19 protein-coding genes and 1 pseudogene are annotated in these 21,293 nt (G+C 68.9%); 10 read left to right on the forward strand and 10 right to left on the reverse strand.

All coding sequences use genetic code 11. The features are described from left to right. Window positions 1-82: 82 nt before the first annotated feature. Both JN22_RS05745 and JN22_RS05750 read right to left on the reverse strand, forming a co-directional pair. Window positions 83-1,327 carry an ABC transporter substrate-binding protein gene (locus JN22_RS05745; RefSeq protein WP_085552991.1) on the reverse strand — a complete coding sequence of 415 codons (1,245 nt, stop codon included), beginning with the start codon at window positions 1,325-1,327 and terminating at the stop codon, window positions 83-85. A gap of 47 nt (window positions 1,328-1,374) precedes the next feature. After that, the gene (locus JN22_RS05750) at window positions 1,375-2,433 is read right to left on the reverse strand and encodes an amidohydrolase family protein (protein ID WP_085552992.1); all 1,059 of its coding nucleotides are present in this window, start codon (window positions 2,431-2,433) and stop codon (window positions 1,375-1,377) included. Between the two features lie 450 nt (window positions 2,434-2,883). On the opposite strand from JN22_RS05750, the gene JN22_RS05755 reads away from it, so the two are divergent. Both JN22_RS05755 and JN22_RS35455 read left to right on the forward strand, forming a co-directional pair. Then, window positions 2,884-4,527: an AMP-binding protein gene (locus JN22_RS05755; RefSeq protein ID WP_085552993.1), complete on the forward strand. Its 1,644-nt coding sequence runs from the start codon at window positions 2,884-2,886 to the stop codon at window positions 4,525-4,527. A 65-nt stretch (window positions 4,528-4,592) separates the two neighbouring features. After that, a pseudogene (locus tag JN22_RS35455) lies at window positions 4,593-4,954 on the forward strand (transposase); the annotation flags it as partial. A gap of 59 nt (window positions 4,955-5,013) precedes the next feature. On the opposite strand, the gene JN22_RS05765 reads toward JN22_RS35455, so the two are convergent. The 7 genes from JN22_RS05765 to JN22_RS05795 are packed head-to-tail and all read right to left on the reverse strand — an operon-like array spanning window position 5,014 to window position 11,958. Next, window positions 5,014-5,760, reverse strand: coding sequence for an IclR family transcriptional regulator (locus JN22_RS05765; RefSeq protein WP_085552994.1), 747 nt, complete (start codon window positions 5,758-5,760; stop codon window positions 5,014-5,016). Window positions 5,761-5,802: 42 nt separating this feature from the next. Next, window positions 5,803-6,660 (reverse strand): HpcH/HpaI aldolase/citrate lyase family protein, encoded by an 858-nt coding sequence (locus tag JN22_RS05770; protein ID WP_085552995.1) that lies wholly within the window; start codon window positions 6,658-6,660, stop codon window positions 5,803-5,805. Then, on the reverse strand, window positions 6,660-7,118 hold the full coding sequence (locus JN22_RS05775; protein ID WP_085552996.1) for a MaoC family dehydratase: 459 nt from the start codon (window positions 7,116-7,118) through the stop codon (window positions 6,660-6,662). The genes JN22_RS05770 and JN22_RS05775 overlap by 1 nt, the downstream gene beginning before the upstream one ends. 32 nt (window positions 7,119-7,150) lie before the next feature. Further along, entirely contained in the window at window positions 7,151-8,308 is a 1,158-nt protein-coding gene (locus tag JN22_RS05780; protein ID WP_085552997.1) for a CaiB/BaiF CoA transferase family protein, read from the reverse strand. Beyond that, a complete protein-coding gene (locus JN22_RS05785) occupies window positions 8,305-9,540 on the reverse strand; it encodes an acetyl-CoA hydrolase/transferase family protein (RefSeq protein WP_085552998.1) in 1,236 nt (411 codons plus the stop codon). The genes JN22_RS05780 and JN22_RS05785 overlap by 4 nt, the downstream gene beginning before the upstream one ends. 7 nt (window positions 9,541-9,547) lie before the next feature. Beyond that, window positions 9,548-10,714, reverse strand: coding sequence for an acyl-CoA dehydrogenase family protein (locus JN22_RS05790; RefSeq protein WP_085552999.1), 1,167 nt, complete (start codon window positions 10,712-10,714; stop codon window positions 9,548-9,550). 17 nt (window positions 10,715-10,731) lie between these two features. Continuing rightward, window positions 10,732-11,958, reverse strand: coding sequence for a CaiB/BaiF CoA transferase family protein (locus JN22_RS05795; protein ID WP_317852916.1), 1,227 nt, complete (start codon window positions 11,956-11,958; stop codon window positions 10,732-10,734). 317 nt (window positions 11,959-12,275) lie between these two features. On the opposite strand from JN22_RS05795, the gene JN22_RS05800 reads away from it, so the two are divergent. The 8 genes from JN22_RS05800 to JN22_RS05835 all read left to right on the forward strand — a co-directional run bounded on the left by JN22_RS05800 (window position 12,276) and on the right by JN22_RS05835 (window position 20,254). Further along, a complete protein-coding gene (locus tag JN22_RS05800) occupies window positions 12,276-13,787 on the forward strand; it encodes an aldehyde dehydrogenase (RefSeq protein ID WP_211099574.1) in 1,512 nt (503 codons plus the stop codon). A gap of 15 nt (window positions 13,788-13,802) precedes the next feature. Continuing rightward, window positions 13,803-14,564 carry an SDR family NAD(P)-dependent oxidoreductase gene (locus JN22_RS05805; protein ID WP_085553002.1) on the forward strand — a complete coding sequence of 254 codons (762 nt, stop codon included), beginning with the start codon at window positions 13,803-13,805 and terminating at the stop codon, window positions 14,562-14,564. A gap of 7 nt (window positions 14,565-14,571) precedes the next feature. Next, complete coding sequence (locus JN22_RS05810) at window positions 14,572-15,624, forward strand: alcohol dehydrogenase (RefSeq protein ID WP_085553003.1); 1,053 nt, start codon at window positions 14,572-14,574, stop codon at window positions 15,622-15,624. A gap of 39 nt (window positions 15,625-15,663) precedes the next feature. Continuing rightward, the gene (locus tag JN22_RS05815) at window positions 15,664-16,881 is read left to right on the forward strand and encodes an ABC transporter substrate-binding protein (protein ID WP_085553004.1); all 1,218 of its coding nucleotides are present in this window, start codon (window positions 15,664-15,666) and stop codon (window positions 16,879-16,881) included. A 64-nt stretch (window positions 16,882-16,945) separates the two neighbouring features. Beyond that, window positions 16,946-17,827, forward strand: coding sequence for a branched-chain amino acid ABC transporter permease (locus JN22_RS05820; protein WP_085553005.1), 882 nt, complete (start codon window positions 16,946-16,948; stop codon window positions 17,825-17,827). Further along, entirely contained in the window at window positions 17,824-18,819 is a 996-nt protein-coding gene (locus JN22_RS05825) for a branched-chain amino acid ABC transporter permease (RefSeq protein ID WP_085553006.1), read from the forward strand. The genes JN22_RS05820 and JN22_RS05825 overlap by 4 nt, the downstream gene beginning before the upstream one ends. Further along, complete coding sequence (locus tag JN22_RS05830) at window positions 18,816-19,541, forward strand: ABC transporter ATP-binding protein (protein WP_085553007.1); 726 nt, start codon at window positions 18,816-18,818, stop codon at window positions 19,539-19,541. The genes JN22_RS05825 and JN22_RS05830 overlap by 4 nt, the downstream gene beginning before the upstream one ends. Then, window positions 19,538-20,254 carry an ABC transporter ATP-binding protein gene (locus JN22_RS05835; protein ID WP_085553008.1) on the forward strand — a complete coding sequence of 239 codons (717 nt, stop codon included), beginning with the start codon at window positions 19,538-19,540 and terminating at the stop codon, window positions 20,252-20,254. Before JN22_RS05830 ends, JN22_RS05835 begins: the two co-directional genes overlap by 4 nt. Before the next feature lie 200 nt (window positions 20,255-20,454). On the opposite strand, the gene JN22_RS05840 is transcribed toward JN22_RS05835, so the two are convergent. After that, complete coding sequence (locus tag JN22_RS05840; protein WP_085553009.1) at window positions 20,455-21,237, reverse strand: IclR family transcriptional regulator domain-containing protein; 783 nt, start codon at window positions 21,235-21,237, stop codon at window positions 20,455-20,457. Between the last annotated feature and the right edge of the window lie 56 nt (window positions 21,238-21,293).

Genomic DNA, 21,293 nt, shown 5'->3' on the forward strand with positions numbered 1-21,293 from the left:
AAAGGTGGAGGCGCGCCGGTCCAAGCCCCTCTCCCTCAGGGAGAAGGGCTTGCTTGGGACGTGGAGGAAGGCGAACCCGCTCCTACTTCTTCACCAGCGCGCACTTGCTCTCGGACAGCGGCGCAAAGGCCTCCTCGCCCGGAATGGTCTTCAGCAGCGTGTAGTAGTCCCAGGGCTGCTTGCTCTCCGACGGCGCCTTCACCTTGAACAGGTACATGTCGCGCAGCACGATGTTGTCGGCGCGCAGGCGCGACGGCTTGGTCACCGGGTCGCTGATCGTCATCTCCTTCATCGCCGCCAGGACCGGGGCGGTGTCGGTGCTGTTGGTCGCCTTGACCGCCTTCAGGTAATGGTTGACCGCCGAATAGAGACCGGCCTGCACCATGGTCGGCATCTTCCCGCGCTTGTCGAAGAAACGCTTCGACCAGGCCCGCGTCTGGTCGTTCATGTCCCAGTAGAAGGATTCGGTGACGTACATCCCCTTCGCCATGTCCAGCCCCATGGCGTCGATGTCGGTGATCATCGCCAGCAGCGGGGTCAGGGCGACGCTGCTGCCCAGGCCGTACTCGTTGGCCTGCTTGACCGCGTTGATGGTGTCGGGCCCGGAGTTGCCGAAGCCGATGGCCTTGGCGCCGGAACTCTGCCCCATCAGGATCTGCGAGGAGAAGTCGTTGTTGTTGAACGGGTGCTTGACCGAGCCCAGCACCTTGCCGCCGCCCGCCAGCACGCCCTTGGTCGCGTCCTCCTCCAGCGAGCGGCCGCCCGCGTAGTCGGCGGTCACGAAATACCAGTTCTTGGCGCCGTCCATCGTCACCGCCTTCGCCGTCGTGGCGGCGACGGCGCGGGTGTTGTAGCTCCAGTGCAGGGTGGTCGGCTTGCAATCCTCGCTCGACAGGCTGTTCTGGCCCGACGCGGTGGCGAGCACCAGCCGGTTCTTCTCCGCCCCGATGTTCGAGACGGCCAGCGTCACCGAGGCGCCGGCCACGTCGGTCAGCACGTTGACGCCCTGCTCGTCGATCCATTTGCGCGCGATGCTGGAGGCGACGTCGGCCTTGCTGGTGTGGTCGGCCGACAGCAGCGAAATCTTGAAGCCGGGCTTCTCGGCCGCGATGAAGTCGTCGATCGCCATCTGCGCCGCCAGCACCGAGCCGGGGCCGACCAGATCGGAGTAGATGCTGCTCATGTCGGTGAGCACGCCGATCTTCACCTCCTTGGCCGGGGTTTCCGCCCCGGCGGCGGAGGTCACGGCGGCGGACATTGCGGCGGACAGGGCGGCGGCGACCGCCAGACAGGACACGGCGCCACGGAGCGTCTTGGCGAACGGCATGGTTTCCTCCTCCCGGAACTTGACTTGTTGGTTGTGGCCCGCGCGGCTCAGCGCAGGACGTGCTCGATGCTGTAGACCCGCGCGGCCGTCCGGCTGAACAGCGCCGCCTTCTCGTCGGCCGAGGCCCCCGCCACGATCCGCTTGAAGCCGTTCCACAGGACGGCGTAGCTGCACGAGAGCTGATCGACCGGGAAGTTGCTCTCGAACATCGCGCGGTCGGGGCCGAACGCCTCGATGCAGGTCTCGATGTAGGGGCGCCACGCGGCGGCCAGTTCCTCCGAGGAGGGCGGCAGCGGCCGTTCGTGGAAACCGAAGCCGCCGAGCCGCATCGCCAGCCCCCCCAGCTTGACGCTGACGTTGGGGTGGCGCGCCACCTCCAGGATGCCGGCCTTCCACTGGGCGAAGACCTCGTCGCGCCGGCCGGCGTAGGGGCCGATGCCGATGGGGCCGCCGACATGGTCGAGGATGATCGCGGTTCCGGGGAAGGCGCCGGCCAGATCGGCGACGTCGGAGAGCTGGTGGTGGTAGACCCAGGCGTCGAAGGTCAGCCCCAGCGGTTCCAGGCGGGCGAAGCCGCGGCGGAGCTGTTCGTCGCGCAGCAACCCTTCCGGCGGGGTGCGCATGGTGGTGCGGATTTCCGGGTTCGGATCCCAGGAGGTCGATTGCCGGATGCCCTTGAAGCGGCCCTTGCCGGCGGCGATGTGCGCCTCCAGCACGGCGCGCACGCTCTCGCCCTCGCGCAGGTCGGCGTAGCTGATGATGCCGGCGCACAGGCCGGCCGGCCGGTAGTCGCCGGCCTCCACCCGCTCGGCGATGGCGGTGACGAACTCGGTCTCGCCGACCGGCCGCAGGTTCTCCGGACCGTCGGTGCGGTAGCCCTCGGTGCAGTCGGTGAAGATGGTGCCGACGATGGCGTGGCCGGCCTGGGCGTCGCGCTGAAGCTCCTCGGCGAGGTAGCGCGGCGAGCGCGGCGCGTCCCACAGATGGTGGTGGGGGTCGATGATCGGCAGATCCGGCTCCAGGATCGCCTCGTCCCGCAGGGCCAGCCAGTTCGGATCCGCCGAAGGCAGGATCGCGGTCTGCGTGCCGCTCTTGGTCTGCGTCATACCGTCCTCTCGTGAGCATCGGCTTGGGCGGCCGGGGCGTGGCAGCCCGTCCGGCCGCCGCCTTCACCACCCCGGCGGGCGCCAGTCCCGGTGCGGTGAAACCCGCCCTTCGCGCGCCGCTTATTGCTGGACAAGTCAATCATAAGCCTGAGAAACATGAAACATAAAAAATCACATGCGATTTATTTTTCGGGACCGTGCCACGTTTCGCCTGGCAGCGGGCCTGTGCGCAGTGCAACGCACGCAGGCGGTGTAACCCGCCTATCCCGAGAAGCCGGTTGACAGACAAAATAAATCGTGTGTGATTGTATTGAACCGACTCACAACCCCGGCCGGCGCGCCCGCGCTCCAGGCCGGTGCCAGCGTCCCCGCCGATCCGTCGCGGCCCCCGCGGTCATCACGAACCCGACCGCCGCCCGCCGACCGGCCCCGCCGTTTTGGAGCCCCCTGATGACCGACCACGGCATGGCCCCCCCGACCCGTCTCCCACCAACCCGCCTCTTCGACATGCTGAACGGCGCGCCCGACGGCGCGACCATGCTGGTGGGGGCGGACGGCCCCGTCACCTACGGCCGGATGCGCGCCGAGTCCGCCCGGCTCGCCGCCCGGCTGAAGGATCTCGGCCTGACGCGCGGCGACCGGCTGGCGCTATGGCTGCCCAACATCCCCGAATGGCTGGTGGTCGCGCTCGCCTGCTCGCGGCTCGGCGTCGCCGTGGTGCCGCTGAACGTGCGGCTGGGCAGCCACGAGGTCGGCTTCCTGATGTCGCGCGCCGGTTGCCGGGCGGTGGTGCTCAACCCCGCCTACCGCAACGGGGCCTGCGCCGAGGTGCTGCGCAGCGTCGACCCGGCCGAGCGCCCGGCGCTGGAGCTGGTCGTCACGCTGGGCGACACCGGAGACACGCTGCTCGACGGCGTGCGGCAAGCCCGCTTCGCCGAGTTGATCGCCGAATCGCCGGAGCCGCTGCCCGACATCGCCGACGGCCGGCCGGAAGACGTCAGCCTGATCCTCGCCACGTCGGGCACCACCAGCGCGCCCAAGCTGGTGCAGCACACGCAGGGGCGCAACACGCGCCACGCCGGCGAGGCGGCGGCGGCGGTGGGGCTGTCCGAACCGGGGACCAGCCTGCTGCTCGGCATCCCGATGTGCGGCGCCTTCGGCTACACGCTGGCGATCACCACCATCCGCGCGCGGCGCCCGCTGGTGCTGATGGAATCCTTCGTGCCGGAGGAGGCCGCCCGCCTGCTGGTGGAACACGCCATCACCCACATGCTGGGCACCGACGACATGCTCGACAAGATCCTGTCGGTGGTGCCGGAGGGCAAGCCCTTCCCCGCTCTGCGCATGTTCGGCCACGCCAACTTCACCCCGGCGCTGACCACCATCCTGCCGCCCAAGGCGGAGGCGCACGGCGTGCTGCTGCGCGGCTTCTTCGGCATGACCGAGACGCTGGCCATGTTCGCCGCCCAGCCGGCCGACGCGCCGCTGGAGCGCCGTTCCCAGGGCGGCGGCCGGCCGGTCTGCCCCGACGCGTCCTTGCGCGTGCGCGACCCGGACAGCGGCGCCCTGCTGCCCGACGGCGAGATCGGCGAGGTCGAGGTGCTCACCCCCAACGCGATGATCGGCTACCTCGACAACCCGACGGCGACGGCCGAGGCGTTCACGGAGGACGGCTATCTGCGGACCGGCGACTACGGCTACCGGCTGGCCGACGGCGGGATGATCTTCGTCTCGCGCATCAAGGACGTGCTGCGCATCGCCGGCTATCTGGTCAGCCCGACCGAGATCGAGGAGGTCATCCTGGATCTGCCCGGCGTCACCGTCTGCCAGACCGTCGCCGCGAGTTGCCCGGCGGGCGTGCGCCCCATCGCCTTCGTCGTGATGGAGCCCGGCCGCACGCTCGACGAGGCGGCGGCGCTGGCCGCCTGCCGGGCGCAGCTCGCCGTCTACAAGGTGCCGGCGCGCGTCTTCGCCATCGAGGCGATGCCGGTCACCGACGGGCCGAACGGCGCCAAGGTGAAGAAGAACGTGCTGCGCGACATGGCGACCGCCTGGATGAACCCGGCCGGCGAGGCCGCCGCCGCGTCCGCGTAAGTCGTCTCCAGAGACGACGGCTTGAGAAAACGATCATCGGGAGGAAGCCTGTCCTGACCCAGAGCGCGCTGGACGAACTGGACCGCGTACGGACGGGGGGTGTGCGTTTCGACATGGTCGTCGCCGAGGCCGGGTCGGCGACGGCGCCGCCTTCCGCAAGGGGCTGGGCGTGCGCGGCCTGACCTGGGCGGTCGGCGTCGAGTGCACGCCGCAGGGCAATCGCACGCCCCTGCCCGGTGAGGAGACTTGGCCGATCGGCGAGCGCCGAAGCACCGGCGAGCGCAAATGCCACCTCAGCAACCCGCCCCCCGACACCCCGTTGCGGACCCCGGCGGCCCGGATCGAAGCGCGCCGGGTCTGCGAACAGGGCCATCAGCAAATGAAGGAGGAACTCGGGCTCGACCACTTCGAGGGACGGCGTTGGCCAACCCGCCAAGTTCTTCATCAACTTTGCCCGAAATGCGTAAAGCCGAACACCGATTCCGTTCAGTATTGCAGATCAAGCTCTGCCGAGAAACGGGCGACCGCGCGCTTCATCGTGGCCGCGATCTCAAGAGCGCGGGCGGAACAGCGGTACATCGGACCGGCGACGACCAGCGCCAGCCGCTTGCCCTGGATCGGCAGGGGCAGGGCGACGCCGACCAGATCGGCGCTGTAGTCCGCGTTGCTCTGGTGATAGCCGCGCTCAGCCGATCGCCGCAGCTCCGCCTCGACCGCATCGATGCTCGTCGGAGTGGTCTCGGAGTATTTCTCGAAATTTATCCTGCGATAGAGGGTCTGCCGCTCCGCCGGGGTGTATTGCGCCAGGATGGCGCGGCCGGTCGAGGTGGCCTGGATCGGCAGCTTATGGCCGACCTTGGCGAAATAGCGGATCGGATGAGACGACTCCACCACATGGATGAAGATCGCCAGGGTTCCGACGGGACCGCCGATCGCCGTGGTCTCGCCGGTTTCAGCCGCCACCTCGGCCACGAGTTGCATGGCGGCTTCGGGCAACGGCTCGGCCTCCGCAATGGCGCCGACGACACTGGACCAACGCGGGCTCGGATAATAGCCGTTCCGCGCCCTGGGTTCGTAGAGGTATCCCATCTCCGCCAGGGTACCGATGATGTTGTAGGCGCTCGACCGTGGCCATCCCAGCTCTTCGGAAATTTCCGCCAGCGTCGCCGGACGCTGGCGCTTGGCAAAGAACTCCAAGAGTTCGATGACGTTGGCAGCCTGCTTGACTTGCATGCTCGTCGATACCCGCGTTTGGAAGCAGCCGGCCTTCTTATGCTATTGCAGCGCTGCGGATTCCAGGATTTTCTCGGCGGCGCGCAGGTGTGGCTTGTCGATCATCTGGCCGTCGATCTTCACTACGCCGGTGCAGTCGCCAGCAAACGCCTCGACGATGCGTCGGGCCCAGGCGATCTCGCCTTCGGTCGGTCGGAAGGCGGTGTTCACCACCTCGACATGCTTGGGATGGATGATGCCTTTGGCGCGGAAGCCGTCGCGCCGCGCCGCGCGGGCCTCCTCGGCCACCGCGTCGAGATCATCGATGGTGGTGGCGACCGTGTCGACGGCAACCACCCCGGCCGCCGCCGCCCCAGCCAAGCACAGGGTCCGCGCCAGCCGGAAACTGTCGAGCAAAATCCCACCTTCGCGGTTGGTGGTGGCGCCGAGCGAGGCGATCAAATCCTCCGCCCCCCACATCAGCCCCCACAGCCGTGGACTGCACCCCTTGTACCGGCCGAGGTTGAACAGGGAGTCGGCGGTCTCCGTGGCAATGGCAAGGATGCGGGTATGACCCGGTTCCAGCCCGGCGGCGACCTCCAGCGCGTCGAGCATGTGGGACAGGCGCTCGACCTGTTCCGGTCCTCCGCATTTGGGCAGGGCGATTCCATCCGGAGCGTACGGCAACACCGCCGCGAGATCCCGGGCGGTCAGGCCGGTGTCGAAGGCGTTGACCCGGACGAACAGCTTCTGCGCCCCACGCTCCTCCCGCAGCATGGCGGCGGTCTGTTCACGGGCGCGCGGCTTTTCCTCGGCCGCGACCGAGTCCTCCAGGTCCAGGATCAGCGCGTCGGCGGCGGTCTGGCGGGCACGGGCGAATTTGCGCGGGCTGTCGCCCGGCACGAACAGGAGAGTGCGCATCACGCGGCGTCCTTGCGGCGGTAGATCATGGCCATGCGGCGGCAAACGGCGACGATTTCGCCGCGCTGGTTGAATCCGGTGTGTTCGAATTCCACGAGCCCGACGTCGCCGCGCGACTTGCTCAGCCGCTTGGAAACCACTTGTGTTTGGGCGCGCAGGGTGTCGCCATGGAACACGGGCTTGGGAAAGCGGACGTCGCTCATGCCCAGATTGCCGACGGTGGTGCCGAGCGTGGTGTCCTGCACGCTCATGCCGATCAGGATGCCCAGCGTGTAGAGGCTGTTGAACAGCGGCTTGCCCCATTCCGTCCGACTGGAAAAGTCGGCATCGATGTGCAGCGGCTGCGGGTTCAGCGTCATCAGGCTGAAGCTGATGTTGTCCTGTTCCGTGACGGTGCGCGAAACCGCGTGATTGAAGACGTGGCCTTCCTCGAATTCTTCATAGTACTTGCCGCTCATGGGTGATGCTCCTGCGATGATCGGTGGATGGGTCAGAGCGGCCGGATGATGCCCTGCCGCTCCAGATGGTCGATGCGCTCCCCCGCGATGCCCCAGGCCGCGAGCGCCGCATGGGTGCCGGCCCCCGGCGGTTCGGCCGGTTGCGGCATGGCGGCCGGCGTACGGCTGAAGCGTGGGGCCGGGGCCGGTTGGACCACGCCATCGATGACGAGATGGGCGGCACGGGCGCGGGCGTGCGGATGGTCCGCCGCTTCGGCAACCGACAGGACGGGCGCGAAGCAGGCGTCGGTGCCTTCCAGCAGCGCACACCATTCGGCCCGGCTGCGCTCGGCGAAGCGCGCGGTCAGCAGCTCCCGGGCTTGCGGCCATCGGGCGCGGTCGGCAACGTCGGGAAAGGTCGTCGGATCGAAGCCGATGCGGGTCAGCAGATCGTCGCGGAATTTGCGCTCGATCGGGGCGACGGCGACCCACTGTCCGTCGGCGCACTCGTAAACATCGTAGTGCGGCGCGCCGGAATCGAGCAGGTTGGTGCCGCGCTCCGGCCGGTGCAGCCCGGCGGCGGCAAGGCCGAAGGCGCTCGCCATCAGCGTCCCCGCACCCTCGGCCATCGCCGCATCGACCACCTGTCCCCGGCCGGACCGTCGGGCCTCCAGCAAGGCGCATACGATGCCGAAGGCGAGCAGCAGCCCGCCGCCGCCATAGTCGCCGACCAGATTGAGCGGCACGGTCGGCGGCTGCCCCGCCCGCCCGATGGCGGCAAGCGCGCCCGACAGCGCGATGTAGTTCAGGTCATGTCCGGCCGCCCCCGCCAGCGGCCCATCCTGGCCCCAGCCGGTGACCCGGCCGTAGACCAGATGCGGATTGACCGCGTGGCAGGCGTCGGGGCCGAGGCCCAGGCGCTCCATGGTGCCGGGGCGGAATCCTTCGACCAGCGCGTCGGCCTTCGCGACGAGGTCCACCGCGCAGGCGATGCCCTCGGGTCGCTTGAGGTCCAGCGCCACCGAGCGACGCCCACGGCGGGTCACGTCGAATTTCGGTGCGCGGGGAATGCCGTTGCCGCTCGGCTCCAGCCGGTCCACCGAGATCACCTCGGCGCCGAGATCGGCCAGCAGCATCGCGCACATCGGCGCCGGACCGATGCCGGCGAACTCGATGACTCGCAGGCCGGCCAATGGTCCCGCCCCGGTCATGCCGCACCTCCCAGGCTGCGTTCCAGCGCCTCGCGGTGTTGGGGAGCCGCGATCGCGATCAGCGCCCGAGCCCGTTCCGCCGGACCGAGCCCGACCAGCCGCGCGACGCCGTGTTCGGTGACGATGGTGTCGGCGTCGCTGCGTGCCAGCGTCACCGCGGCAACCCGTGGCACGATGCGGCTGACCGTGCCGGAGCGGTCGGTCGAGCGCAGCGCGACGATGGCCCGCCCCCCCTTGGCCGCCCGGGCGCCGCGGGTGAAATCGGCCAGCCCGCCCACGCCGCCGACCGGCGCGCCGTCAGCCAACTCGGCGTTGACCTGACCGGTCAGGTCCACCTCGATGGCGGCGTTGATGGCGATCATGCGGTCCTGCGCCGCCAGGATGGCCGGTGAATGGGTGTGCGAGGCCGGCATCAGCCGCACCGCCGGATTGTTGTCGATGAACCGGCAGAGAATGCTGGATCCGAAGGCGGTGTTGCTGACCGTCAGCCCGGGATCGACGGACTTGTGGGCGTTGGTGACGGCGCCGCTCCCGACCAGCGCCACCACCCGGTCGCCGATCATGCCGGAATGAACGCCGAGATCGCGGTGCCCGGCCAGCTCCGACAGCGCCGCATCGGGAATCGCACCGATGCCGACCTGCAGCGTGGCCCGGTCGGGAATCAGGCCGGCGACGTGGCGGGCGATGGCGCGCTCCGCTTCGCCGATCGCGGCCGGTTCGAGCGCCACGAGGTCCCGGTCGGTCTCAACCACCGCGTCGAGGCGGATCGCCGGATCGAGTTCCGCCCCCCGGCACCACGGCGCCCGCCGGTTGACCTCGGCGATCACGCAGCGGGCCTTGCGCGCCGCCGCCAGGACATGGTCGTTGGCGAGCGCCGCGGCATAGCCCTGCGGTCCGTGGGCGAGTTGGATCAGCACCACGTCCGCCCGCAGATCGCCGTTTGCGAAGGCCGGACCGAGCGCGCCGTAATGCAGGGGCAGCACCTCCAGCCGTCCGCGCCGCGCCAGCCGCGACGCCTTGCCCATGGCGCCGTAGCTGGCGAAGCGCAGGCGGCCGGGCTCGGCGAAGCTGTCGGAGAACAGCGGGCCGATGAACAGCTCGATCGGCAGATCGAGCGCCGCCAGCCCGGCGGTGAGCGCCAGCGGCTCGGCACAGCCCTGGCCGCACACGACCCGGTCGCCCGCCCGGATGAAACGGGCGAGGTCGAGGGCCGGCGTGAGCGTCGCAATCATCACGCCCTCAATAGGATTTGGGAAGGCCGAGCACCTTCTCCGCGATGAAGCACAGGACGAGCTGCGGGCTGATCGGCGCGATGCGCGGGATCATCACCTCGCGCAGGTAGCGCTCGACATGGAATTCCTTGGCGTAGCCGAAGCCGCCATGGGTCATCACCGCCTGCTGGCAGGCGTTGAAGCCGGCCTCGCCCGCCAGATACTTGGCGGCGTTGGCACTGGCGCCGCAGGGCAGTCCGTTGTCGTACTCCCAGGCCGCACGCAGGATCATCAGCCAGGCGGCCTCCAGCTCCATCCAATTTTGGGCAAGCGGATGCTGGATCGCCTGGTTCTGGCCGATCGGCCGGTTGAACACCACCCGCTCCTTGGCATAGGCGGTCGCCCGCGACAGCGCCAGACTGCCGAGCCCGACCGCCTCCGACGCGATCAGCACCCGCTCCGGGTTCATGCCGTGCAGGATGTATTCGAAACCGCGCCCCTCCTCGCCGATGCGGTCCTCCTCCGCGATCTCCAGCCCCTCGATGAACAGCTCGTTCGAATCGACGGCCTTGCGGCCCATCTTGTCGATGACGCGGACGTCGATCCTGCTGCGGTCGAACGCGGTGTAGAACAGGCTGAGCCCGTGCGTCGGCTTGCCGACCTCCTCCAACGGGGTGGTGCGGGCAAGCAGCAAGAGGCGGTCGGCGACCTGGGCGGTGGAAATCCACACCTTCTGCCCGTCGACGATGTAACGGTCGCCCTTCTTCACCGCGCGGGTCTTGAGCTGGGTGGTGTTGAGGCCGGTGTTGGGTTCGGTGACGGCGAAGCACGCCTTCTCGCGCCCCTGCACCATGGGCGGCAGCATGCGGCGCTTCTGCTCCTCGGTGCCGTGCACCACCACCGGATTGAGGCCGAAGATGTTGATGTGCAGGCTGGAGGCGCCGGACATCCCGGCACCGGATTCGGCGATCGTGCGCATCATGACCGCCGCCTCGGTCACGCCGAGGCCGGAGCCGCCATACTCTTCCGGGATGCAGATGCCGAGCCAGCCATTGTCGGCGAAGGCGGCGTAGAAATCGTCGGGAAAGCCGCCGTCGCGGTCACGCGCCAGCCAGTAATCGTCTCCGAAACGCCTGCACAGCCCGGCGATGGCGTCGCGCAACGCTTCCTGGTCGTCGGTCAGTCGGAAATCCATGGTGCGGAATGCTCCCGTCAGGTGTCTGAGCCGGCCGCCTCGGCCGGAATGGTCAGGGCGCGCCGTTCGGCCAGCGCCGCGATCTCGTCGTCCGCAAACCCGGCTTCGCGCAGGATGGCCGGGCCGTCCTGGCCGCGCCGGGGGGCCAGGCGCCGGGTCGCGGCCGGCGTCCGGGACCAGCTCGCCGACAGCCGCATGTTGCGCACACGCCCCTCGGTCGGGTGCTCCACGAGTTCGAAGAAGCCGGTCTGTTTCAGCTGCGGGTCGTCGAAGATGCTGTCGAAGTCGTGCATCGGCATCGCCGGCACGTCGGCGCGGTCCAACAGGTCCATCCATTCAGCGGTCGTGCGTTCGGCGAAGATCCGCCCCAGCTCGCCATAGACGAAATCGACGTTGCTCTGCCGGTCGGCATAGGTGGCGAAGCGCGGATCGTCGCGCGGCAGGTCCTCCCGTCCGATCGCCCGCAGGAAGTTGGCCCACTGCTTGTCGTTGTAGATCACGGTGCAGATATGGCCGTCGCGCGTCCGGTACGGCCTGCGCTCCGGCGAAAGCTGGCGGGCGTAGCCGCCGCCGCCGAGGGGAGGATCGAAGGTCAGCCCGCCCAGATGGTCGCCCAGCACGAAACCGACCATGGTCTCGAACATCGGGATGTCCACCCGCTGCCCCAGGCCGGTCTGGTTGCGGTTCACCAGGGTGGCGCAGATCGCCCCAACCGCGGCCAGCCCGACCACACGGTCGGCGACGGCCGAGGGAACGTAGCGCGGCGTCCCGTCGCCTGCCTGCGCGATCAGCGCCGACATCACGGAGGCGCCCTGGATCAGGTCGTCATAGGCCGGGCGCGCCGCGTAGGGGCCGTCCTGGCCGAACCCGAAAAGCCCGGCATAGATCAGCCGCGGGTTGCGCGCGGCCAGGGCTTCATAGCCCAGGCCGAGGCGCGTCATCGCCTGCGGGCGGATGTTGTAGGTCAGTATGTCGGCGGTGTCGGCCAACCGCAGCAGGGCGTCGAGCCCGGCCGGATCCTTCAGGTTCAGGCAGATGCTCCGTTTGTTGCGGTTGGCGTTCAGGAAGTACGCCCCCATTCCGGCGTTCCGCTGCGGCCCGATCTGCCGCACCACGTCGCCTTCCGGCGGCTCCACCTTGATGACATCCGCCCCCATGTCACCGAGCATCTGCGTTGCCGAGGGTCCCATGACGACAGAGGTCAGGTCGAGGATCCTGGTTCCTGCCAGCGGCCCCATTCCCATTCCTTCCACGATGTTCCTGGATTTGGTGCGGATACCCGCCCCGACAGCCTTATGTCCATATACAGAGATTAATAATCCACATGCAAGGGCAATTTATGCGGCCGAGTTTATCGCCCACGGAAAGTCCATGGTGCAGCGCAGTAGGAATTTTCGCGCCGCACCAATATGTCAAAATGGGCGACCCCAAGGAAAAATGACTTTTAATCAATTAAATAGCCGAAATAGTTCGTATCTCTGATTGATGGATAAGCGACTTGACAGGCGCGTCCGTGAACATGTACGTATTATCCATCATACTGGACAAGAGGCTCGGGTCTGTGACCAACGCGTTCAAGAGCGGCTCTGGCGACGGCGAACTGCGCCGCTACCCGCACCTCTTCATTGGCGGCGAGTGGGTGGCTCCGGCGGATGGCGGCATGGTCGAGAGCATCGACCCCGCGACCGGACGCCCCTGGGCCGCCGTCGCCTTCGGCGGACCGAAGGACATCGACCGCGCGGTCCAGGCGGCGCGCGATGCGTTCGAGGGGCCGTGGCGACGCATGCCGGGCTGGGAGCGCGCGGCGATCCTGCGCCGCCTGGCCGAACTGTACCGGGAGTTCGCGCCGGAGATGGCGGTGCTGGAAACCCGCGATTCCGGCCGCGCCATCCGCGAGACGCGCGCCGACATCGGCGCGCACCACCAGTGGTATCACTGGTTCGCCTCGCTGGCCGACAAGCTGTCGGGCCGCACCATCCCGATCGACGACAGCGTCCATTGCTTCACCACGCGGGTGCCGGTGGGGGTGGTGGGTGCGATCACCCCGTGGAACGCGCCGATGCTGACCACGGCCTGGAAACTGGCGCCAGCACTGGCCGCCGGCTGCACCGTGGTGCTGAAGCCGGCCGAGCAGACCCCCGTCACCGCGTTGGAACTGGCCCGGCTGGCCCATGAGGCCGGCGTGCCGCCCGGCGTGTTCAACGTGGTGCCGGGCTACGGCCACGACACCGGCGCCCGTCTCGTGGCGCACCCCGGCGTCAACAAGATCGCCTTCACCGGCGAGGGCAGCACCGCCAAGGTGATCCTGCGCAACGGCGCGGACACGCTGAAGCGCTTCTCCTTCGAGCTGGGCGGCAAGTCGCCCCACATCATCTTCAAGGACGCCGACCTGGAGCAGGCGGTGAACGCCGCCACCTCCTCGGCCTGGTCGGTGTGCGGGCAGAGCTGCGCCCTGGGCTCGCGCGTGCTGGTCGAACGGCCGGTCTACGACCGGGTGGTCGCCGCCTTCGCCGAGCGTGCCGCCAAGGTCCGCGTTGGCCTGCCCCTTGATGAAGCGACCCACATGGGACCACAGGCCCATGGCGAGCAGCTCGCCAAAACCCTGTCCTACATCGACATCGGCCGGCAGGAGGGCGCGCGGTTGGTCACCGGCGGCCGGCGGCTCGACGCCGGGAATCTCGGCGACGGCTTCTTCGTCGAGCCGACCGTCTTCGCCAACGTCTCCAACGACATGCGCATCGCGCGGGAGGAGATCTTCGGCCCGGTCGCCTCGATCATCCCCTTCGACGGCGAAGACGAGGCGGTGGCACTCGCCAACGACACCAGCTACGGCCTCGCCGCCGGCCTGTGGACCGGCGACACCGGCCGCGCCCACCGGGTGTCGGCGCGGATCGAGGCCGGCATCGTCTGGGTCAACACCTACCGCTTCATCCGCTGGTCGACGCCCTACGGCGGCTTCAAGGCGAGCGGCTGGGGCCGCGAGAACGGGATCGAGGCGCTCGACAACTATCTGGAGACCCGCACCACGGTCATCAGCACGACCGGCCGGTTCCCGGACGCCTACGCACAATAAAACGGGGAGGGGAACATGCGTCTCAAAGGCAAGCTGGCGGTGATCACCGCCGCGGCGTCGGGCATGGGCAAGGCCGGCGTCGAGCTGTTCGTGCGCGAAGGCGCCACCGTGGCGGCGGTCGACATCAACGAAGGCGCGCTGAACGATCTCGCCGCCACGCTCGGCTCCGCCGTGATTCCGGTCGTCGCCGACCTGTCCACGGTGGACGGCGTCAAGGCCAGCATCGCGGCGGCAGCGGAGCGGCTCGGCGGCATCGACGTCATGTGGGCGCACGCCGGGATTCCCGGTCCGGCCTCGGTCGAGGACATGGACCTCGACCAGTACCATCTGGCGATCGCGCTCAACCTGACCTCCGCGGTGGTCGCGGCCGGCGAGGTGGCCAGGCACATGCGCGCCCGCGGCGGCGGCTCGCTGATCTTCACCGCTTCGGTTTCCGGCCTCGTCGGGTCGATGTTCAGCCCGGTCTACTCGGCGGCCAAGTTCGGCGTGGTCGGCCTGACCAAGTCGCTGGCCCAGCGCTTCGCCCCCGACGGCATCCGGGTCAACGTGGTCTGCCCCGGCCCGATCGACACCCCCATGCTCCCCGGCTTCGTCGCGCGCGGCGACGACACGGCGCAGGCTGCGGAGAACGAGAGGAAGCTGCTGGGCGCCGTCCCGCTCGGGCGGGTTGGCAAGCCGTCGGAGGTGGCGCATGCCGGCCTGTGGCTCGCCTCGGACGACAGTTCCTACGTCACCGGCGTGGCGCTGCCGGTCGACGGCGGCTTCCTGTCGCGGTGAGGTGGCGATGCGCTCCTACTGCATCCACGCTTTCGGGGAACCGCTGGTCGGCGATGACCGGCCGATCCCGGAGGTTTCCGGCACCGAGGTGCTGATCAAGGTCGAGGCGGCGGGGGTGTGCCACAGCGACCTCCATCTGTGGGACGGCGGCTACGACCTCGGCCTCGGCCGCAAACTGTCGCTCAAGGACCGTGGGGTGGCGCTGCCGCTGACCATGGGCCACGAGACCGCCGGGGAACTGGTGGCGGTCGGGCCGGACGCCGGAGGGGTGGACATCGGCGCCTCCTACCTCGTCTATCCCTGGATCGGCTGCGGCGAGTGCCGGAGCTGCCGCGACGGATACGAAAACTACTGCGCCAAGGCGACCTACATCGGCGTCCACCTCCATGGCGGTTATGCCGAGTATGTCCGGGTGCCGCACCCGCGCTACCTGCTGCCGATCGGCGACCTCGACCCGGCCCAGGTGGCGCCGCTCGCCTGCTCCGGCGTCACCACCTACAGCGCGCTGAAGAAGTTCGGGGACCAGATCGCCGAGCACCCGGTCGTGGTGGTCGGCGGCGGCGGGCTCGGCCAGATGTGCCTGCAGATTCTGCGCGCGCTCGGCGGCAAGGGCGCCGTCGTCGTCGATCTCGATCCCGTCAAGCGGGAGGCGGCGCTGGCCGCCGGCGCGCTGGCCGCTGTCGATGGCGGCGCCCCGGACGTGGCGACCCTTGTCATGGACGCGGTCGGCGGTCCGGCCCACTGCGTGCTCGACCTGGTCGGCAGCCCGCAATCGGCGGCGCTCGGGTTCGATGCCCTGGCCAAGGGCGGCACGCTGGTCATGGTCGGGCTTTTCGGCGGCAACACGCCGTGGTCGCTGCCGCTGATCCCGATCAAGGCCGCCCGCATCCTCGGCAGTCTGGTCGGCAATCTGGAGGAGATGCGGGAACTGGTGGCGCTGGCGCGGGCCGGCCGCATCCAGCCGATCCCCGTCACCCGGATGCCGCTCGATCGCGCCAACGACGCGCTGCTCGCCCTGCGCAACGGCTTGGTGGTCGGCCGGGCCGTGCTCTGCCCCTGACGGCCGACAACTCCGCAATCCGCCTTTCCAGGAGGACACATGACGGGAATCACTCGCAGGGACGCGCTGTTGCTCGGCGGCGCGGCCATGGCGGCGCCGGGCCTCTTCTCCTTCGGCGCGTCGGCCCAGGGCGGCACGCTGAAGATCGGCGTCCTGGTGCCGCTCACCGGGACTCACGCCTCCGACGGCGCGCGCATGCTGAAGGCCCACCAGCTCGCCGCCAAGATGATCAACGACACCGGCGGCCTCAAGGGGCTCGGCGGCGCCAAGGTCGAACTGGTGGTCAGCGACATCCAGTCCAAGCCCGAGGTGTCGCGCAGCGAGGCGGAGCGGCTGATCAGCCGCGAGGGCGTCAGCGCACTGACCGGCGCCTGGGCCTCGTCCTCGACGATCCCCGCGGCCCAGGTGGCCGACCGCAACCGGACCCCGTTCATGGTGACCAGCGCCGTGACCGACGCCATCACCGAACAGGGGCTAAAATACGTCTTCCGCACCGCGGTGAAGGCGAAATGGTTCGGCCAATACGTCGCCGACTTCATGGACGACATGAAGAAGAAGGGCATGGCGATCGACAAGGTGGCGCTGGCGACCGAGGACGGTCCGGCCGGCCAGTCGGTGCACGCCAATTACGCGTCGGTGATGCCGGGCCGCGGCTACCCCGTGGTGGCCGACGAGACCTTCCGCACCGGCTCGCCCGACTTCAGCACGGTGGCGACCAAGCTGCGCACCAGCGGCGCCGACGCGGTGCTCAGCGTCGCCTACGCCGACGACTCCACCGTGCTGCTGCGGGCGCTGGCCTCGCAAAGCTACCGGCCGCTCTACATCGGCTTCGGCGGCGCCCACGTCAACCAGACGGTGGCCGCCTCGGGGAAGCCGGCCGAGCGGACGTTCGGCGTGGTGGAATGGGCGCCCGACCTGCGCAAGCCGGCCAGCGAGGCGTTCGTGAAGGCGTTCGCCGAGAGCTACCCCGGCGAGGTGCCGCTGAGCAACCAGGCCCAGGCCTTCGCCGCGACCTACGCGCTGGCGCTGGCGGCCGATGCGGCGGCCTCCACCGACCGCAACAAGATCCGCGACGCGCTGCGCACCCTGCGGATCAAGGACGGGCCGGCCTCGCTGCTGCCGGCGCCCGAACTGTATTTCGACGAGCAGGGGCAGGCGCCGGCGACCTGCGTCATCGTCCAGGTGATCGACGGCAAGTTCGTCACCGTCTGGCCCGACGCGGTCGCCGCCCGGCCGCCCGCCCCGCTTCAGGGGTAACGTCAGCCCCTCTCCCGCCGGCCGCGCATCCGACGCGCGCGGCCGGCGGGCGCCGGAGATTTCCATGTCAGCGACCATCTTCCTCCAGGCACTGCTGAGCGGGCTGACCAACGGCGCGATCTATGCGCTGATCGCGGTCGGCCTCACCCTCGTCTTCGGGGTCATGCGCGTGGTCAATTTCGCGCATGGCGAGTTCCTCATGCTGGCGATGTACGGCGGCTACCTCGCCTGGGCGCATCTCGGCGTCGATCCGGTGGTCGCGGTGGCGCTGGTGGTGCCAGTGCTGCTGGCGCTCGGCGTCGGGCTGTTCGAAAGCCTGATCCGTCCGGCCATGAAGGTGCCGGAGATCAACCAGATGGCCGTCACGCTGGGACTGTCGCTTCTGCTCCAGTACCTCGCCCTGATGGCGTTCAAGGCCGACAATCTGCTGATCGTGCAGGACCGGTCGACCGCCAGCGTCTGGATCGGACCGGTGCTGCTGCAGATGCCGCACGCGATCGCGGCGGGGGCCGCCGTCGTCCTGCTCCTCGGACTCTACCTCATCATGCGCAAGACCGATTTCGGGCTGATCATGCGCGCGGTTTCGCAATCGCACGACGGGGCGGCGCTGTCCGGAATCGACATCGGCCGCACCTACCGCTGGGCGATGGGGATCGGGGTCGGGACGCTGGGCGTCGCCGGACCGCTGATGGCGTCGGTGCTCTACGTCAACCCGCACATCGGCACCCTGTTCACCTTGAAGGCCTTCGTGATCGTCATCGTCGGCGGCATGGGCAGCTTCGGCGGGGTTCTGCTGGGCGCCCTGCTGGTCGGGGTGGCGGAGAGCGTGGCCGGCGTGCTGACCACCGCCTCGGTCGCCGCGGCGGTGCCGTTCGCGCTGCTGATCCTGGTCATGCTGGTGCGGCCGGAAGGGCTGCTGCCGGTCGGCGGGGGAGCGCGCGCATGAAACGCTTTCTCCCCGCCCTCGTGCCGGCGGCGCTGGCCGCGGTCCTCTTCGGGATTTGCCTCGGCGATCCGTATTTCATGGACATCTTCATCCTCACGGCGTTGATGGGAAGCATCGCGGTGGCGTGGAACCTGATGGCCGGCTTCACCGGGCTGATCTCGCTCGGGCACTCGCTGTTCTTCGGCATCGGTGCCTACGTCGTCGCCTACGGGCATGTCGGCTTCGGGCTGGGGCCGCTGCTGACGTGGCCGTTGGCCGCCGCGCTCGCCGCCGCGGTGGCGCTGGTGATCGGGCTGCTGTGCTTCCGCTACGGGCTGCGCGGCTATTTCTTCGCCATCGCCACGCTGGCCTTCAGCGAGGTGGCGTTCCTGCTGGTGTCGGCCACACCATGGCTGGGGCGCTCCGACGGCATGATGATGCCGACCGAGGACGACGCGGCGCGCTACCTCCAGTTCATGGAGAAATGGCCCTACGGGCTGATCGTGCTGGCCTTCCTGACGGCGACCCTGCTCGTCGGCCAGCATTTCGCCAGCAGCCGTGCCGGTTCCTACTGGCGCGCCATCCGCGACAACGAGGGGGCCGCCGAGGCGCTGGGCGTCCCGGTGATGCGCTACAAGCTGCTGGCCTTCGTGGTCAGCGCGGTGCTGACCGCGGTGGGCGGCGCCTTCTTCGCCAGCACCTTCTCCTTCGTCGATCCGCGCTCGACGCTCGGCGTCGACCTGTCGATCCAGCTTCTGGTGTTCTCGATCATCGGCGGGCTCGGCCTGCTGTGGGGACCGCTGCTGGGGGCCGCTCTGCTGATCCCGCTGGGCGAGGTGTTGCGCACCGCGATGAGCGGCTTCACCGGGGTCAACATCGTCGCCTATTCGGTTCTGCTGATGGTGATGGCCCTGATGCTGCCACACGGGCTGGGCGGTCTGCTGAAGACCCGGCTGCCGCGCCTGCGCCTGGGCGCCAGGACCGCTTTCCGACAGGAGGACACCGCAAGATGACCGCTCCGATCCTTGAGGTCCGGGACCTCGGCAAGTCCTTCGGCGGGTTGCGGGCGCTGAGCGGCGTCAGCTTCGCGGTGCCGGCGGGCGCCGTGTTCGGGATCATCGGCCCCAACGGCGCCGGCAAGACCACCCTGTTCAACTGCCTGTCCGGTCTGCTGAAGCCGAGCGACGGCCACATCCTGTTCGAGGGTCGGCGCATCGAGGGACTGCGACCGCACGACATCTGCCGGCTGGGTCTCGCCCGCACCTTCCAGATCGTGCGGCCGTTCAAGGGCATGAGCGTGATCGAGAACGTGATGGTCGCCTCCTACGGCCGCTACCCGGCCTCGGCCGATGCCGAGCGCCACGCGTTCGGGGCGCTGCGCGCCATCGGCATGGACCATCTGGCCGGCACCGATGCCGAGCGGCTGAGCGTCGCCGAGATGCGCCGGCTGGAAATCGCCCGTGCCATCGCCACCGAACCGCGCCTGCTGCTGCTCGACGAGATGCTGGCCGGGCTGACCGCCACCGAGGCCGGCGCCCTATGCGACCAGATCGTCGAACTCAACCGGCGGGGCATCACCATCGTGATGGTGGAGCACTCGGTCCCGGTGATCAGCCGGATGTGCGCCCGGTCTGTCGTGATCAACTTCGGCTCCCTGCTGGCGGAGGGCGCGACGCAGGACGTGCTGCGCGATCCACGGGTGCAGGACGCCTATCTCGGGAGTGCCGCCGCATGACCCGTCTGACGCTGGAACGCGTCTCGGCCGGCTACGGCAAGGCCGACGTGGTGCGTGACATCGACCTGGTCATCGAGAGCGGCCAGCGGGTCGCCCTGATCGGCTCCAACGGCGCCGGCAAGAGCACGGTGGTCAAGGCCATCAACGGGCTGGTTGCCACCCGCCGCGGCCGGGTCACGTGGGACGGAGAGGAGCTTGGGCGGATGCGGGTGTCCGACCGCACCCGCGCCGGCATCGGCACGGTGCCGGAGGGCCGCCTGCTGTTCCCCGAGTGCACGGTGACCGAGAACCTCGTCGCCGCCAGCACCTTCGGCAAGGCGCGCGAGCATCGGGACGAGGGGCTGGCCCGCGTCTTCGGCCTGTTCCCCCGCCTCGCCGAACGGGCCCGCCAGCGTGTCGGCACCTTGTCGGGGGGCGAGCAGCAGATGGTGGCGATCGGCCGGGCGCTGATGACCCGGCCGCGCCTGCTGGTGCTGGACGAACCGTCGATCGGGCTGGCGCCGCGCGTGGTGGCGGAGATCTTCGAGATCCTCGGTACCCTGACCCGCAGCGGCCTCAGCCTGCTGCTGGTCGAGCAGAACGTGCAGCTCAGTCTGCGCTCGGTCGATTACGCCTATCTGCTGCAACAGGGAGAGGTCGTGCTCCAGGGGCCCTCCGGGGAGCTTCTCGACAGTCCACTGGTGCGGGCCGCCTATCTGGGAATGACGGTATGAACATCGGCACCCTGCTGACGCGCGCGGCCCTCGTCCGTCCCGAGCGGACCGCGGTCTTTGAGGGCACCCGCCCGGTTTGGAGTTACCGCGAGCTTACGGTCAGGGCGAGAGCCCGATGACCATCAGCGTGCTGCCACGCGCCTTTCATGCCGATCTCGGCGACGGCCGGCCGAACCGGTCACCGAAAATGACCGCGGCCGCTATTCGCCGTTGCGCAAGACGTTTGCCAGACGATCCGCCGTGTCCTTCAAAGGACCAAGAAACCGCTCCACGGCCATGTCGGGCGTGATCGCGTTGCGCAGCATCATGATGTTCAACGTCGCATGGATGCCGCCGTCATCCTGGACGGGAACGGCCATCGCCCACATTTGCCGCGAATATTCCCGTTCACTGTAGGCGTCGTCCATGCAGGCGAAGCCGCGCGCACGAACGTCCGCGAGAAGCGCCTCCAGTTTTTCCGGCTCGCTGGCCAACATGTTTCTCACATCCGGCTTCACGCGCAGACGGGCAATGATCCGCTCCCGCTCGGCCGGGTCGCAGTAGGCGAGGTAGGCGCGTCCGATCGACGTCTCCAGGATCGACGCCCGAAAGCCTGGCCTGCGGTTGAAGAACAGCGGACCCGTTTCACGGCTCGTCTGCACGACGATCATCGCGTCGTGGTCGAACAAGGCCACATCCGATGGCCACCCGATCCTGTGACGGAACTCGGTCAGGATCGGTTCCGACAGCAGCCCGATGCGATGGTGAAGGTCGTAGCCGCGACTCAGTTGCAACGTGCGTCCGGTGGCGACGTAGCCGCTGTTCGACGGGCTGCGGGTGACGTAGCCCTCATGCTCCAGGGTTTCCAGCATGCGAACGATCGTCGCCTTGTCGAGGCCGGTCTCCTTGTGAAGAGCGGAGACGGTGGCTTCCCGCAGTTCGTTCACGACACGAAGAACGTCCAGACCGCGCGTCAGCGCGGTCACAGGTTTGAACGACGGCATTGAAACTTCAGTCCCTTCGATTCCAGGCACAACCGGATGGCAAAACCAGCCTATCG

The sequence above is a fragment of the Azospirillum agricola genome (assembly GCF_020005195.1).
Taxonomy (GTDB): domain Bacteria; phylum Pseudomonadota; class Alphaproteobacteria; order Azospirillales; family Azospirillaceae; genus Azospirillum; species Azospirillum agricola.

Excerpts from the sequence above, each read along its gene's own strand:
- JN22_RS05745 (WP_085552991.1), bottom strand. The coding sequence starts at position 1,327 with ATGCCGTTCGCCAAGACGCTCCGTGGCGCCGTGTCCTGTCTGGCGGTC.
- JN22_RS05750 (WP_085552992.1), bottom strand. The coding sequence starts at position 2,433 with ATGACGCAGACCAAGAGCGGCACGCAGACCGCGATCCTGCCTTCGGCG.
- JN22_RS05755 (WP_085552993.1), top strand. The coding sequence starts at position 2,884 with ATGACCGACCACGGCATGGCCCCCCCGACCCGTCTCCCACCAACCCGC.
- JN22_RS05765 (WP_085552994.1), bottom strand. The coding sequence starts at position 5,760 with ATGCAAGTCAAGCAGGCTGCCAACGTCATCGAACTCTTGGAGTTCTTT.
- JN22_RS05770 (WP_085552995.1), bottom strand. The coding sequence starts at position 6,660 with ATGCGCACTCTCCTGTTCGTGCCGGGCGACAGCCCGCGCAAATTCGCC.
- JN22_RS05775 (WP_085552996.1), bottom strand. The coding sequence starts at position 7,118 with ATGAGCGGCAAGTACTATGAAGAATTCGAGGAAGGCCACGTCTTCAAT.
- JN22_RS05780 (WP_085552997.1), bottom strand. The coding sequence starts at position 8,308 with ATGACCGGGGCGGGACCATTGGCCGGCCTGCGAGTCATCGAGTTCGCC.
- JN22_RS05785 (WP_085552998.1), bottom strand. The coding sequence starts at position 9,540 with ATGATTGCGACGCTCACGCCGGCCCTCGACCTCGCCCGTTTCATCCGG.
- JN22_RS05790 (WP_085552999.1), bottom strand. The coding sequence starts at position 10,714 with ATGGATTTCCGACTGACCGACGACCAGGAAGCGTTGCGCGACGCCATC.
- JN22_RS05795 (WP_317852916.1), bottom strand. The coding sequence starts at position 11,958 with ATGGGAATGGGGCCGCTGGCAGGAACCAGGATCCTCGACCTGACCTCT.
- JN22_RS05805 (WP_085553002.1), top strand. The coding sequence starts at position 13,803 with ATGCGTCTCAAAGGCAAGCTGGCGGTGATCACCGCCGCGGCGTCGGGC.
- JN22_RS05810 (WP_085553003.1), top strand. The coding sequence starts at position 14,572 with ATGCGCTCCTACTGCATCCACGCTTTCGGGGAACCGCTGGTCGGCGAT.
- JN22_RS05815 (WP_085553004.1), top strand. The coding sequence starts at position 15,664 with ATGACGGGAATCACTCGCAGGGACGCGCTGTTGCTCGGCGGCGCGGCC.
- JN22_RS05820 (WP_085553005.1), top strand. The coding sequence starts at position 16,946 with ATGTCAGCGACCATCTTCCTCCAGGCACTGCTGAGCGGGCTGACCAAC.
- JN22_RS05825 (WP_085553006.1), top strand. The coding sequence starts at position 17,824 with ATGAAACGCTTTCTCCCCGCCCTCGTGCCGGCGGCGCTGGCCGCGGTC.
- JN22_RS05830 (WP_085553007.1), top strand. The coding sequence starts at position 18,816 with ATGACCGCTCCGATCCTTGAGGTCCGGGACCTCGGCAAGTCCTTCGGC.
- JN22_RS05835 (WP_085553008.1), top strand. The coding sequence starts at position 19,538 with ATGACCCGTCTGACGCTGGAACGCGTCTCGGCCGGCTACGGCAAGGCC.
- JN22_RS05840 (WP_085553009.1), bottom strand. The coding sequence starts at position 21,237 with ATGCCGTCGTTCAAACCTGTGACCGCGCTGACGCGCGGTCTGGACGTT.